This is a genomic window from Paenibacillus sp. FSL R5-0914 (assembly GCF_038004525.1).
In the GTDB taxonomy this organism is placed as follows: Bacteria; Bacillota; Bacilli; order Paenibacillales; family Paenibacillaceae; genus Paenibacillus_AQ.
This window is the reverse complement of record NZ_JBBORH010000002.1, coordinates 1,228,463-1,241,477: the sequence shown is the minus strand read 5'-3', so window position 1 is coordinate 1,241,477 and position 13,015 is coordinate 1,228,463. Positions and strand designations below refer to the sequence as shown.

The following is a 13,015-nucleotide window of genomic DNA, read 5'->3' as shown; positions in this document are numbered from 1 at the left end:
AATGTCACCTAGAGCAGGATTAGATCGTCGTACGCTAGTTATTGCAGCAGCAGAAATTGCCGATCATGAAGGAATAGAGGCCGTAACCTTAGCCGCATTGGCTAACAAACTAGGTGTTCGGTCTCCGTCTTTATATAATCACATTAACGGGCTACAGGAATTGCGCACACAACTTGCGATTTATGGACTAGGTGAGCTTTCCAATGCAATGAGCAACGCAGCTAAAGGCTTTAGTGGAGACGCTGCTGTACAGGCGATGGGGCGAGCGTATGTGGACTTTGCTAGAAGCAGACCTGGATTATACGAGACAACGTTGCGAGCCCCTGAACAGGCAAATACGGAGCTGGAAACGGCAAGTGATCATATTTTGAAGCTTATCATTCATGTGATGAAGGATTATCAATTGGGTGAGGAAGGAGAAATTCATGCAGTACGCGGGTTACGAAGCATTCTGCATGGCTTTGCCTCTTTGGAACAAAAGGGCGGTTTTGGAATGGCGCTTGATACGAATGTAAGCCTATCTCGGCTCATCAGTACTTATATTGCTGGGATCGGAAATATGAAGTCTAAATAATGGAGTACATAGGAGATGATGTTGTGATGTATAAGGAATATGAAGAGGAAAGTGTTATCACCTTTGAGGAAACTGCAGAAATCGTTACCAAGATTGGGATTTTGCCGCTTGCCACTCTGATTCCTGAGCACCCATCTTTAAATGGATTAACGAAAGCGGAGAATTGGCATACGGGTTCAGAGCTAGATCCATGGTCATGGCGTGTAAGGTTTCCTGGTGAAGGCCTGGCTGGATACGGTAAATTTGTTAAGAAGAAAGCTATCTTGGTCTCTAGGGAGTGGTTTCCAGCATTTGTGGCAGCTGTAGGTAGTACTAAATCTATAGAAGAACGTTATAATGACGGATTGGCCAGCAGAGAAGCAGTGACTTTACTGCAAATTATCCGTGAACATCAAGGGATTGATACGCGTATACTTCGTGTTGAAGCTGATATGAAGGCTAAAGAAAAGAAGACGGCTTTTGATAATGCGGTTACGGAGCTTCAGGCAACGCTGGACATCGTTATTTCAGGTGTAAAAGAACGACAAAATGCAGAAGGTGAGAAAAATGGCTGGAGCAGTACCTCGTTTGAGACTGTACGCCACTGGATGGAAGCTAACGGTCTTTCCTCATTTGAAGGCGATAGAGAAGAGGCAATAGCTTGGCTACATTCCAAAATGAATGGCATATGGTCGCCTACAGCAATAGCCTGGACGAACAAAGCATTCTCATGGAAATAAAAACGGTTAATCACTACTCCCATGAGAGTGATTAACCGTAAGCGTTTTCTAATAAAATCATATCCATCACATTATTGTTCCAACATAGGTGCCAAGTAAGCAATCAGGAAATACAAGAATCCGAAAAACAGCATAACATAGGCGGTATATTTGATTGCATTAGATGCAACAATTCTTGAATCCACCGGTGCTTGAATTTCGAGCTGTTCTTCTTCAACGCTGTCAATTTCATTGGATATTGGGTCTCTCAACATGATAATCCCCTCCTTGGAAATTAGATCCTTAACTGTATTGTGACATATTTGTGAACGGAAATCAACAATAGTGTGAACAAATATTGAACTTTTATTCAAATTTGGACTATTTATTTTCTGGATATCTAGTATGCAATAAAAAACAACCTGCTTTTGTCCTCGGAAGAGGAACCAAGCAGGTTGTTTGGCATTTCATTTATTCAATAATTTAAGCGAACAATTTAAGCCCAATCTCCATCACGGAAGATCGGTACAGTGGTTCCATCATCCTTAATACCATCAATGCTCATTTCAGGTGAACCCATCATAAAATCAACATGTGTATGACTTTGGTTCATTCCTTTTTCCTGCAATTGTTCTTTGGTCATTGTTGTACCCTCTTGAAGGGTAAAGGCATATGCTGCACCTAACGCCAAATGGCAGGAGGCATTCTCATCATATAATGTGGTGTAATATAGAATTCCGCTCTCGGAGATCGGGGAGTGGAAAGGCACCAAAGCGACTTCTCCAAGATAAGCAGAGCCTTCATCTAACGCGATAAGGGAAGCTAGCGTTTCTGAACCTTTTTCAGCGGTGAAATCCGTTACTTTGCCGTTCTCAAAGGTGAGGGTGAAATTGTCAATAAGATTACCCCCATAGCTAAGCGGCTTAGTGCTGCTTACCTTACCATTCACACCAGACTTCAGTGGGGCAGTAAATACTTCTTCTGTAGGGATATTGGCTAGGAAGGGAACTCCTTTGCCATTGACAGCTCCTGCCTGACACCAAATATGCCCTTCTGGTAGCTCAATCGTCAAATCGGTTCCATGTCCTGTATAGTGCAGCTTGCGGAACTTATTATCATTCAAAGCAGTACAACGTGCTTTCAGGCCATCTAAATGTTGACTCCATGCTTGAATAGGGTCAGCTTGATCCGCACGTGTAGCTTTAAAGATAGCATCCCATAGCAAATCAATCTGCTGATCAGGTGATGCTTCAGGGAATACCTTTGCCGCCCACGATGCTGATGGGAATGCTACAATACTCCAGCTTACGTGATTCCCCATTAACAACTCACGATATGGAGCTAATGTCTGTCCAGAGATCCGCTGATTATCCGCAATTCTTCCTGACTCAACACCGCTCAATAGATCTGGATTCGTTGAAGTTATCGATAGAAATGCTGCACCTTTTTTAGCTAGATCTTCCAATTCATCTGCTTGCCATTGTGGCGGTTCCAAAAAGGAATCGGATGGAGCGAGGTCATAACGAGTACGTGTAACAACCTCATCACTATAATTAACCTTGACGAGCTTCGCACCCGCTTCATAAGCTTTACGTACTACAAGTCGCACTAGTTCTGCGGAAACGATGTCGGAATTTACAACAAGGGTCTGTCCAGGTTGGATATTAACCCCAATCTTCACTGCCAGCAATGCATAATTCTCCAGTTTTTGCTTGAAATCCAACATAGTTTCTACTCCTTTCAATATCTCTAGTCTTTATTTCATATTTACAGTTATTAGAACGCCCAGTTTCCATTAAGGAATACAGGTTCTTCTGTTCCATCAGCAGTAATTCCGTAAATATTCATCTCGGCAGAACCGATCATGAAATCCACATGGGTAACGCTATTATTCAATCCATGTGCAATCAGTTCATCCGGAGTCATATCTTTACCGCCTTCTAAACAGAAAGCATAAGCCATACCTATAGCTAGGTGATTGGATGCATTCTCATCAAACAAGGTATTGTAATAAAGAATATTGGACTCTGAGATAGGGGACTTATGTGGAACTAATGCAACTTCACCTAGGTATTTTGCTCCTTCATCCATACTAATGAGGTGCTCTAGTGCTTCTTGTCCTTGCTCTGCACTAACACTAACAATTCGTCCGTTCTCAAAAGTAATAGAGAATCCATCGATAATGTTGCCGCCATGGCTAAGAGGTTTGGTGCTTCGTACGGTGCCATTTACACCAGTCTTTAGAGGAGCGGTAAATACTTCCTCGGTAGGCATATTGGCTACAAAAGAATGACCTTTCGCATTAATGCTGTCACCTTGTGCCCAAATATGACCTTCTGGAAGCTCGATGCTTAGGTCCGTACCAGGTGCTATGTAATGCAGTTTCTTATATTTTTTTGCGTTGAGTACATTTGCTTTTTGATCTAAGGTGTCGAGATGTTCTTGCCATGCAGCTACTGGATCTTCACGATCAAGACGTACGGTGTGGAAAATAGCTTCCCATAGCTTACTTACACGTTCTTCAGCTGGAACATTCGGGAATACTTTATCCGCCCAAGCCTGACAAGGTACGGCAACAATACTCCAGCTAACTTTGTCGGACATTTGCATTTCACGATATTTGGTGAGTGCGGCTCCCCGTACTTTTTGATAATTTGAAATGCGTACAGGATCAATACCTTTAAGTGCATCAGGATCTTCCGCGATCACGTTAAGAATAGCTGCACCCTTCTCGGCGAGTTCGGTCATTTCACCTGCGTACCAAGTAGGAGGCTCAGTGAACACTTCTGATGCAGCATGTTCAAACTGCTGGCGTGTAATGCTTGCATCACTCCAGTTCACCTTCACCAAGCTTGCTCCAATCGCATATGCCTTGGCGGTAATCATACGAACGAAATCAGCTGCAAGAATCGGTGCATTCACCACCAGAATTTGCCCTGGTTGAACGTTAACCCCAATTTGCACAGCTAAATCTGCATATTTACTAAGCTTTGCCTCGAAATCAGTCATCGATATTTCCTCCAATTACTAATAGTTTGGTACTTTACAAGTATTGTACTAAATTATTAACCGCCGGATGAAAAAAGTCAATTACATGGAATTTACAGTGTAAATTGAGGAATTACATTCATTTCAATGCTATACTGAGAGGGGAAATGATTTGATGAATGGAAGGAAGATTAACGGATGAATTTAGAGATCGTAAGTGCTGAAATGAGCCGTAAAGAGGATAAAAGCTATGTAGGGAGGACGGTATTTACTCTCGAAAACCATAAGGCTCCATATGAGATTACTTTTTTCAGTACAAGAGGAACGGAATGGGATTACAGCCTAAGCTTTGCTGGTGAGCCTGGAAGTGAAGAGCAGTTCTTAGAAACTGACGCGCTACTTGAAAATGATGACGATATATATAATCAATTGCTTGATGCCGCACTAGATAAACAAGAGATCGTTGAAGAGTAAAACATACAAGTGTTGATTGATTACCAGCGGCAATATTCATTGCCGCTGGTTACATCTCGCCTTATCCGATTGTAATCTTACCTTCAGGATATCTGTAAAGTTCCTTACTACCCTTAGGTTTGAGTGCATAAGCTAGAGTAAGCGGACCTGTCCGACCCAGAAACATTAGAAAAATAATGAGCACTTTACCCGCCGTAGTCAATTCTGGAGTAAGTCCCATGGAGAGACCAGAAGTCCCGAATGCAGATACGGATTCAAAGAGTACAGCAAGAAAGTCAGCCTTTTCTGTCACGGATAACAACATCGTAGCAATGACCACTAACATTAGAGACATCAGTGTCATCGTCACGGCTCTATAGACATTTTCTTTGGCGATCCGATGACGAAACATTACAATATCCTCTTTACCCCTTAGTCTTGCAGAAACCGCAGCCACTAGAACAGCGAACGTAGTAATCTTAATTCCCCCACCAGTAGATCCAGGCGCAGCCCCTATGAACATTAGCAGAATCATTAGAAATTGCGTTGATTCCCGCATCAGTGGAATTTCAATTGTAGTGACGCCACCTGAACGTGGTGTTATCGCTTGTAAAAATGTAGCCATCATCTTTCCACCTGCACTCAAGGGCTTCAGTGTAGAATTAAATTCTAGTAAGAAAAATAGAGCAGCCCCAATGACAATCAATATCATAGAGGTCGAAAGAACAACCTTAGAATGTAGAGTAAGCTTTTTGCGTTTTGGAAAGTCAAAAACATCAGATAGGACGATAAAACCGACCCCTCCAAGAAAGATGAGAATCATTGAGGTGAAATTCACTATAGGATCATTTACAAAACGAGTAAGTCCACTAAAGGGCCCATGAATGTCACCGAATAAATCAAAGCCTGCATTATTAAAAATAGATATGCTGTGAAAAATCCCATAATATACAGCTTTCCCGAAAGGCATATCCATCATAAACCTACCGGCAAACACGATGGCACCTGTGAGCTGAATAACAAGGGAATAGATCAGGACTCTGCGGATCAACTGGACAATACCTTGCATGGAATTCTGGTTCATAGATTCTTGCATAAGAATTCGCTCTTTAAAGGATATTCGTTTATTAAGGACCAAAGTAATCAAGGTGGCCATCGTAATAAAACCCAATCCCCCAAATTGAAATAATACGAGTAGAACAACTTGTCCAAAAGTAGTCAGCTGTGTGCCCGTATCAATGACTGCCAAACCTGTAACACAGGTTGCCGATGTAGCCATGAATAATGCATCAATAAAAGAAATGTGCCCTTCTACGGAGGAGACCGGCAAACTAAGTAAAAAAGTTCCGGCAGTGATAAGTATTACAAATCCTAGTGATAAGACTTTTGGTGGAGTTAATTTCAATCCACCGAAGTTCAGATTAGCCAATTCAATTCTCCTGTCATACGTGAAATTAGAGTAGTGCACACAAAATTATAACATAACTTGCCAGACCTTCCCTAAGTGGAGGGAGGGAATTGACATATTTTATCGAATTATTCTAGAATAACACCCTATTCTGCAACTTTAAAGAGGAGGCTTTCTTAATGGTGGTAAGTCCGATTCTGAATCAGATTGGTGCAGTTTTTATTCCGGTAAAGGATATTGAGAAATCCAAAGAATGGTATTGCCAATTGCTTGGTTTGCCTTTGGATGGTGAAGTATTATTCGGGCATCTATACGTGATCCCCATGCAAGGACCAGAAATCGTATTAGACAGCAAAATTTACACTTCTGAGTCCGTTCTTAATATCCCCTCTTTTCATCTAAATACCGAGGATATTGATGCTGCTTATGACTATGTGAAAGCAAATGGCGGGGAGATTCTTACGGATATCGAGCATGACCATTGGTTTAATTTTAAAGATCCGAATGGCAATGTTATCATGGTCTGCCGTTGTTAAGAACGATTAAGAAAGGAATAAACAAATGATAAGAGAGGCTGTTCCTGAAGACGCATTGTATATTGAAAACTTATATCGAATGTTGTTGCCTGAGCAGACAGCTATACAAGTGTCACCGGACCGACTGAAGCGGATAGCTGACAATACGGATAGTTTTCTTTATGTGTACGAAGAAGAAGGGGCTATTGTTGGGACGCTTCATCTTCATTTATGTATGGATGCTTTATGTGACGATCGACCCTTTGCTGTCATTGAAAGAGTCATCATATCACAAGAGGTGAGAGGGAAAGGATACGGTGCGAAACTAATGAGATACGCTGAGCACGTAGCCACCTCTAGGGGCGCCCTTAAGATCATGCTATCGAGTGCGGTCAGAAGAGAGGATGCACATCAATTTTACGAGCATCTTGGATACAATAGCAGCACCAGTAAGCTGTTCAAAAAGTACTTATAGCTATTTATGATTGGAAGTGATGATATGATGGTTACACTTAAAGTGCTTATACCAGAGGATGCAGAAGAATTACTTCGATTACAGCATCAGTTGGATCAGGAATCCAAATTTATGTTATTAGAGCCGGATGAACGACAATCCAGTCTAAATCAGGTCAAAGAGATGATCGAAAGCTTCGCTTTAGCAAATACTTCAATCCTTATTGGCGCAGCGGTTGATAACCATTTGATAGGTTATATATCGGTTAGAGGTGGAAGTGTTAGACGCAATCGTCATAGTGCGTACATAGTCATTGGCATTCTAAGACAGTATCAAGGTCAGGGGATCGGTACAGGGCTATTCAAAGAACTGGATGCATGGGCTAAGAATACTGAAATTGTTCGGTTAGAGCTAACAGTTATGACCCATAATGAGCTAGCTATGTCGCTATATATCAAAAATGGGTTTGAGATCGAAGGGACGAAAAGAAAATCACTTGTAATTGATGGCCAATGGGTAGATGAATATTACATGAGTAAGATTTTGATAAAAGAAAAAAGGATAGAGGATCAGATTTAATCTGATAACTCTATCCTTTTTTTTATGATTAAAAGCTTATGAATTCTCAAGCTCTGACGATTCAGTGTCACCAGTGGTCTCAATGATGACCTCAACCTTGCGTACACGGTATCTGTTCATTTCACGAATGATTAAGGTTACGTTGTCATGTACAATGCTTTTGCCAACGGCCGGATCTGGGATATGACTGTATAACCAGCCTCCAATCGTTGTCACTTCCTCATGTTCGAAATCAAGACCGGTAAGCTCCTTGACCTCAATTAAAGATACCTTACCATCGAACAGATAATTTGTATCGCTTAGTTTCTCAATTTCTCTGCGCTCATCACCGTCAAATTCATCTCGAATTTCACCAACGATTTCTTCCAAAATATCTTCAATCGTGATGAGTCCAGACGTTCCACCATATTCATCAAGCAGCAGGGCGATATGCACCCGCTCCAACTGCATACGTGTTAAAAGGTTCTTAACAGGTGTTACCTCAGATACGGTTAGGACTGGCTGAATCAAGCCTTTGAAATCAAAATCAGGGTTATTGTCATATTGCAAATAAAGCTGTTTCGTATTAATCATTCCGATGATATTATCCTTGCTACCTTCTGCAACCGGGAAGCGAGTATATTGTTCCTTACGGATAATCTCAAAATTTTCTTTCAATGAATGATTGGTGAAAAGACATACCATATCTGTTCGTGGAACCATGATTTCTTTGGCCAACATCTCGTCAAAAGTAAAGATACGGTTGACATAGCCATATTCAGCTTTATTGATTTTTCCACTTTCATAGCTTTCGGATAAGATCAAACGAATCTCATCTTCACTATGAGCGTCTCCATGCTCACTGGCAGGCTTCATCCCGAAAAGGCGAACAAGCAGATTTGCGGAACCATTCATAAACCAAATGAGTGGGTACAAAATTCTGTAGAACCAAATAATCAGCGGTGATGTAATTTGACCGATTTTTTCCGGAATGTTTATAGCTACTGTCTTCGGAGCAAGTTCCCCGACAACGACGTGTAGGAATGTTGCAATGACGAATGCGAATAAGAACGCAAGAGGGTGACTCACACTTGGACTAATATTAGCCCAGTCGAATACCGGAAGGAGCAACTGCTCAAACGCTGGCTCGGCCAGTGCACCAATACCCAGTGCAGTGATTGTAATCCCGAGCTGACAAGCAGATAAGTATCCGTCAAGATTAGCAGACACTCGTTGTACAGCTAGCGCGTTCTTCTTTCCCTCGATCACCATTTGACTGATCTGACTACCTCTAAGTCTCACCAATGCAAATTCCGTTGCTACAAAAAAAGCGGTTAAAATAATCAAAATAGCCACCAACGTCAAACTAAGTCCTATACCCATATAATCTTTACCATCCCTTTCGTTCCTAAAATAGGTTATACTCATATTATGAGTTCTTATGAACTATTCTACGAACTTTTCAGAGAAATATCAAATGGTGGAGGGAAACAGATATGGAATCATTTGCATTGACTCGTGTGGAGATGTCCAGTCTTCTGCTCTCATTGACCGGATTATCAGACCGGAAACCGCTGAATATCCTCCAAGAGGCATGGACTAAATTTCATCTTGATGAAGTACAAAAGGGGACTTCGTTACCCGCTTTTTTATCTACAGATGTTCCACCCATTTTTCAAAAGATCATTAAGGGGCATGATGTAAAAGGCTTTTCACTCGGTGAAATTGCTTCATTAGGCCATCTAATAGAGTATTCCACTTTGACTGTGACTACTATGCAAAATTGGGTGAAGCGTGATTTTAAGGAGTATCTCGGTTCTCCAAGAGAAGGAAAGAAGTATTCAGTTAATCAGGCAGCACTTCTGTTTATGATCGATGATCTCAAATCGGCCCTAAATTTCGAAAGTATTCGTCAGCTATTCCGATTAATGTTCTTAAAGCCAGATCGAGACGATGATGATCTTATAGAACCGACAAAGCTGTATTACGCATATGCTGGACTGTTTGAAGAGATCAAGAGCAATCCAACTATACAAACCCAATGTAAAGTAGATCAACTTTTACACAAGGAGTTCTCCTGGAAAGAAGATTCCCTACTTAGAAGTTCCACAGATCGTGTGATCAATCGGCTGACGCATCTTACGAGATCTCAGAGAGAGTCTGTCCGCAACATACTTCTGATAGCCACGATAGCTGTTCAGACCTGTTATTTTCAATCGCTTGCCAGACAATACTTTAATGCAGCTTTATTTCTTGATTTTTGAACGCTTCAATTTTAATATGTATAAGTGAAACAATCAAAAGTAAGTTTCATAAGATATATGTTGGATATAAGGGGGCTTAGAAGTGAATCAAATGACACTGCTGCGGAATCCGAAGCAAAGGAAATTACTCTTCAGTGCAGGCTTAAGCTGGATGTTCGACGCGATGGACGTCGGGATGATTTCTTTTGTTGTAGCGGCTTTAGCCAAGGATTGGAATCTGGGACCGGAGCAGATAGGTATATTGACAAGTATTAACTCCGTGGGCATGGCTGTGGGTGCTGCGGCAGCAGGGATATTAGCCGATCGTTTTGGACGTAAACCGATACTTCTATGGACACTCCTAATTTTCTCGGCTGCGAGTGGGTTATCGGCTTTTGCAACAGGCTTCGGAATACTCTGTGTACTTAGATTTATCGCTGGATTTGGACTAGGTGGGGAGCTGCCCGTCGCCTCAACATTAGTGTCTGAAAGTATGCCTGCCCGTGAGAGAGGCCGTGCGGTTGTGCTACTAGAGAGCTTTTGGGCTGTTGGATGGATCGCTTCTGCTTTAATTGCATTCTTCGTGATTCCTGATTATGGCTGGCGTGTAGCATTCGGTATTGGTGCTGTTCCCGCTCTATACGCTCTATACTTAAGACGTGCTATAGACGATTCACCGAAGTTTGCTGAGATCAAGAAGGCGCCTGTGTCCTTGAAAAAACGTATCACAACAGTATGGTCACCAGAGTATCGTCGTTCTACGATTATGCTGTGGATTTTATGGTTTACTGTAGTGTTTTCGTATTATGGGATGTTTCTATGGCTGCCTACAGTTATGGTACTTAAAGGCTTCAGCTTGGTTAAAAGCTTCGAATACGTGCTTATCATGACGCTAGCTCAGCTGCCGGGTTACTTTACTGCCGCTTACTTCATCGAGAAGTTCGGACGTAAGTTTGTCCTGGTCATCTATATGCTGTTCACTGCCGTTAGTGCGGCATGGTTCGGAAATGCAACTACAGAAGGAATGCTGATGGCTGCTGGAATCTGCTTATCATTCTTTAATCTCGGAGCATGGGGTGGCATGTACGCTTATACACCAGAGTTGTACCCAACAACTATTCGTTCAACAGGCGCTGGTTTAGCGACTTCCTTTGGACGGATTGGTGGCATCATCGCTCCTTTGTTAGTAGGGGTGCTGGTAGGTAAATCTATAGCGATTGGCTCGATCTTCATGTTATTTTTTGTAACGATTATTATCGGTGCGTTAGCGGTGCTCTTCCTAGGAAAAGAGACAAAGGGAACGGAGCTCCTGTAGAGGATAATTCTTCATTACATACTTGATGTTAATCTACCAACAATGCTAAAATTTAATAAGAACAAAACGGTTCCTTCACAGTTGTGAACAGGGCCGTTTTTTTTAACATTAGAAACTACTATACATTTAGGGCCCCCGCAAAGAAGGCGTTATGCTTGCATTAGTCCTTCTTTTATAAGAACGGAGCGATCGAACATGAGTAAGGATAGGAATCAGCCTCATTTCACGGAATTAGTCTGGGAAAGTACGGAACAAAACGTTCCTATTCCCCCGCGAAATTCATCAGAACCAGCGCTGCCAAAATTATCTACTGCAAATGTAGGGAAGCCTAAAGTGTCGTCTGAACCTTCTTTACAGCTTCAGCTATGGGATCTGGAGACCGACACGCCGGAGCCTGTGACAACTACCGAAGGTCAGTTTGTAGCTAGAGCGAAGGAGTTGGAACATAGAACCGAGGATTCGGCGCTATTTATTCCTTTTAAGAGTTACTGGCCAACGTATGGTCATATGACGGGCACGCAAAGTAGATGGTATTTTTATTGGCGCAATGAAGTTAGACAGGGTAGATATCCGAAAACGGATCTTTCATATATTTTTCTGCACGTGTATGAGCTTATTAATGGTGTAGGTTGGCAAGATCCTTATGATGGCTATAAGCAGCTCAGTCAAATCTGGGAAGCTTATCGTGAAAATTATAAACGTCTGGATCAATATTTGGGTGGTTGGATCGCGGACTTCTCGTTTGTTCATCATTTGAATGTGCCTCTATCTTTAATCGTTGCTCGTTCACGCGGTCTTGCCGGAGATTTGGCAGAGCTAGAGTTAGAGAGATGTCTTACTGTAGCTCCTGAGCAGTTAACCTTTACGGTATTAACAGCAATGTCGGACTACGATATTAGTAAATCGAAGTTTTATATGGGGGAAGGTAAAGAAGCCCTTGAACGATATATTCCACAGGTAGTGGCATTAATCAACGCTTATGTCAGTCGGAAACATGGCTCGAATTTGGTTGAAATGTTCCCACCAGGCCCCTCAGTAATGCGGGAGCGTTATTTATTTCGTAGCGCCGTATATGATATTTCGCTATATGGTTATTCAGTGCTTATACCGGTTGTGCGTATCAGTAAATCTCCACCGCTTCGCAGTTTGATTACAAGGCTATTCCGTTTGACTGAGAATAAATTACGGGAACTGCTGGGGTATCGAGGACGGCTCAAAGGGGTTAATGTGGATGCGGATATGGATGACCTTATCACTCGTTTTCTGAAGCGGGAATTTGAGAAAGAGAAACAGGAAGATAAGGGGCCGGCAGTAGTTATTGATCGTGAGAAGCTTGAAAGGCTGCAGAGTGATTCCGAGATTGTACGAACCATGCTTACGGTTGAGGAAATGAATGAGCTGGAAGAACTTGAGGATAGCGGTTTTGAGATTACTAATGAGGAATCCGAGCTTGAAGAAGTAGTAGAAAAAGAAGAATTTGAAGATATTGAAGATGAAATCATTGTACCGCTTCAGTCTCTTGAGCCTGAATTAACTATAGAAGAAATTCAATCTGCTAACGTAGATACGGAGTGGGAGCAGTTCTCTAATGCTTTAAGTCCACTCCAACACGAAGCTCTGATTGCGTTTATGAACGAGGATGGAACACAAACCATACAGAAGCTAGCGGCTGCAAATGGCACGATGTCAGAACTCTTGATTGATGAGATAAATGATATCGCAATGAACATTCTAGGTGATTTGATCATAGATGGTGAAGAAATTGCAGAAGAATATAAAATTCATCTGCTTAATATTTAATGGGGTGAA

At 42.0% G+C, this 13,015-nt stretch carries 14 protein-coding genes; 9 read left to right on the top strand and 5 right to left on the bottom strand.

Translation table 11 applies throughout. The annotated features are described in order from the left end of the window. Position 1: 1 nt before the first annotated feature. Both MKX60_RS21555 and MKX60_RS21550 read left to right on the top strand, forming a co-directional pair. Positions 2-574: a TetR/AcrR family transcriptional regulator gene (locus tag MKX60_RS21555; RefSeq protein ID WP_339241407.1), complete on the top strand. Its 573-nt coding sequence runs from the start codon at positions 2-4 to the stop codon at positions 572-574. Positions 575-600: 26 nt separating this feature from the next. Next, positions 601-1,293: an AlkZ-related protein gene (locus MKX60_RS21550; RefSeq protein WP_341061139.1), complete on the top strand. Its 693-nt coding sequence runs from the start codon at positions 601-603 to the stop codon at positions 1,291-1,293. A 71-nt stretch (positions 1,294-1,364) separates the two neighbouring features. Here the strand turns inward: MKX60_RS21550 and MKX60_RS21545 are convergent, their stop codons facing one another. The 3 genes from MKX60_RS21545 to MKX60_RS21535 form a co-directional block, all read right to left on the bottom strand. After that, complete coding sequence (locus MKX60_RS21545) at positions 1,365-1,547, bottom strand: hypothetical protein (RefSeq protein ID WP_042128123.1); 183 nt, start codon at positions 1,545-1,547, stop codon at positions 1,365-1,367. Positions 1,548-1,768: 221 nt separating this feature from the next. Further along, positions 1,769-2,998, bottom strand: coding sequence for an aminopeptidase (locus MKX60_RS21540; RefSeq protein WP_341060940.1), 1,230 nt, complete (start codon positions 2,996-2,998; stop codon positions 1,769-1,771). Between the two features lie 50 nt (positions 2,999-3,048). Next, entirely contained in the window at positions 3,049-4,281 is a 1,233-nt protein-coding gene (locus tag MKX60_RS21535; protein WP_341060939.1) for an aminopeptidase, read from the bottom strand. A 177-nt stretch (positions 4,282-4,458) separates the two neighbouring features. On the opposite strand from MKX60_RS21535, the gene MKX60_RS21530 reads away from it, so the two are divergent. Continuing rightward, positions 4,459-4,734, top strand: a complete 276-nt coding sequence (locus MKX60_RS21530; RefSeq protein WP_341060937.1) for a hypothetical protein — start codon at positions 4,459-4,461, stop codon at positions 4,732-4,734. 61 nt (positions 4,735-4,795) lie between these two features. Here the strand turns inward: MKX60_RS21530 and MKX60_RS21525 are convergent, their stop codons facing one another. Beyond that, a complete protein-coding gene (locus MKX60_RS21525; protein ID WP_081382769.1) occupies positions 4,796-6,142 on the bottom strand; it encodes a TrkH family potassium uptake protein in 1,347 nt (448 codons plus the stop codon). Between the two features lie 161 nt (positions 6,143-6,303). Here MKX60_RS21525 and MKX60_RS21520 point away from each other — a divergent pair, with 161 nt between their 5' ends. From MKX60_RS21520 to MKX60_RS21510, 3 genes are read left to right on the top strand one after another with little or no spacing between them, the layout of a single operon-like run. Then, the gene (locus MKX60_RS21520; RefSeq protein ID WP_042193979.1) at positions 6,304-6,657 is read left to right on the top strand and encodes a VOC family protein; all 354 of its coding nucleotides are present in this window, start codon (positions 6,304-6,306) and stop codon (positions 6,655-6,657) included. Positions 6,658-6,682: 25 nt separating this feature from the next. Then, a complete protein-coding gene (locus MKX60_RS21515; protein WP_341060935.1) occupies positions 6,683-7,111 on the top strand; it encodes a GNAT family N-acetyltransferase in 429 nt (142 codons plus the stop codon). Between the two features lie 24 nt (positions 7,112-7,135). Continuing rightward, entirely contained in the window at positions 7,136-7,669 is a 534-nt protein-coding gene (locus MKX60_RS21510) for a GNAT family N-acetyltransferase (protein ID WP_341060933.1), read from the top strand. Between the two features lie 36 nt (positions 7,670-7,705). Here MKX60_RS21510 and MKX60_RS21505 read toward each other — a convergent pair whose 3' ends face one another. After that, the gene (locus tag MKX60_RS21505) at positions 7,706-9,031 is read right to left on the bottom strand and encodes a hemolysin family protein (protein ID WP_042188579.1); all 1,326 of its coding nucleotides are present in this window, start codon (positions 9,029-9,031) and stop codon (positions 7,706-7,708) included. Positions 9,032-9,144: 113 nt separating this feature from the next. Between MKX60_RS21505 and MKX60_RS21500 the strand changes: the two genes are divergently transcribed. The 3 genes from MKX60_RS21500 (at position 9,145) to MKX60_RS21490 (ending at position 13,006) form a co-directional block, all read left to right on the top strand. After that, complete coding sequence (locus MKX60_RS21500; RefSeq protein ID WP_042188578.1) at positions 9,145-9,912, top strand: DUF1836 domain-containing protein; 768 nt, start codon at positions 9,145-9,147, stop codon at positions 9,910-9,912. Between the two features lie 91 nt (positions 9,913-10,003). After that, entirely contained in the window at positions 10,004-11,206 is a 1,203-nt protein-coding gene (locus MKX60_RS21495) for an MFS transporter (protein WP_042193977.1), read from the top strand. 195 nt (positions 11,207-11,401) lie between these two features. After that, positions 11,402-13,006, top strand: a complete 1,605-nt coding sequence (locus tag MKX60_RS21490) for a TerB N-terminal domain-containing protein (RefSeq protein WP_341060932.1) — start codon at positions 11,402-11,404, stop codon at positions 13,004-13,006. Positions 13,007-13,015: the final 9 nt, after the last annotated feature.

Excerpts from the sequence above, each read along its gene's own strand:
- MKX60_RS21555 (WP_339241407.1), top strand. The coding sequence starts at position 2 with ATGTCACCTAGAGCAGGATTAGATCGTCGTACGCTAGTTATTGCAGCA.
- MKX60_RS21505 (WP_042188579.1), bottom strand. The coding sequence starts at position 9,031 with ATGGGTATAGGACTTAGTTTGACGTTGGTGGCTATTTTGATTATTTTA.
- MKX60_RS21540 (WP_341060940.1), bottom strand. The coding sequence starts at position 2,998 with ATGTTGGATTTCAAGCAAAAACTGGAGAATTATGCATTGCTGGCAGTG.
- MKX60_RS21530 (WP_341060937.1), top strand. The coding sequence starts at position 4,459 with ATGAATTTAGAGATCGTAAGTGCTGAAATGAGCCGTAAAGAGGATAAA.
- MKX60_RS21550 (WP_341061139.1), top strand. The coding sequence starts at position 601 with ATGTATAAGGAATATGAAGAGGAAAGTGTTATCACCTTTGAGGAAACT.
- MKX60_RS21515 (WP_341060935.1), top strand. The coding sequence starts at position 6,683 with ATGATAAGAGAGGCTGTTCCTGAAGACGCATTGTATATTGAAAACTTA.
- MKX60_RS21490 (WP_341060932.1), top strand. The coding sequence starts at position 11,402 with ATGAGTAAGGATAGGAATCAGCCTCATTTCACGGAATTAGTCTGGGAA.
- MKX60_RS21495 (WP_042193977.1), top strand. The coding sequence starts at position 10,004 with ATGACACTGCTGCGGAATCCGAAGCAAAGGAAATTACTCTTCAGTGCA.
- MKX60_RS21500 (WP_042188578.1), top strand. The coding sequence starts at position 9,145 with ATGGAATCATTTGCATTGACTCGTGTGGAGATGTCCAGTCTTCTGCTC.
- MKX60_RS21545 (WP_042128123.1), bottom strand. The coding sequence starts at position 1,547 with ATGTTGAGAGACCCAATATCCAATGAAATTGACAGCGTTGAAGAAGAA.
- MKX60_RS21510 (WP_341060933.1), top strand. The coding sequence starts at position 7,136 with ATGATGGTTACACTTAAAGTGCTTATACCAGAGGATGCAGAAGAATTA.
- MKX60_RS21535 (WP_341060939.1), bottom strand. The coding sequence starts at position 4,281 with ATGACTGATTTCGAGGCAAAGCTTAGTAAATATGCAGATTTAGCTGTG.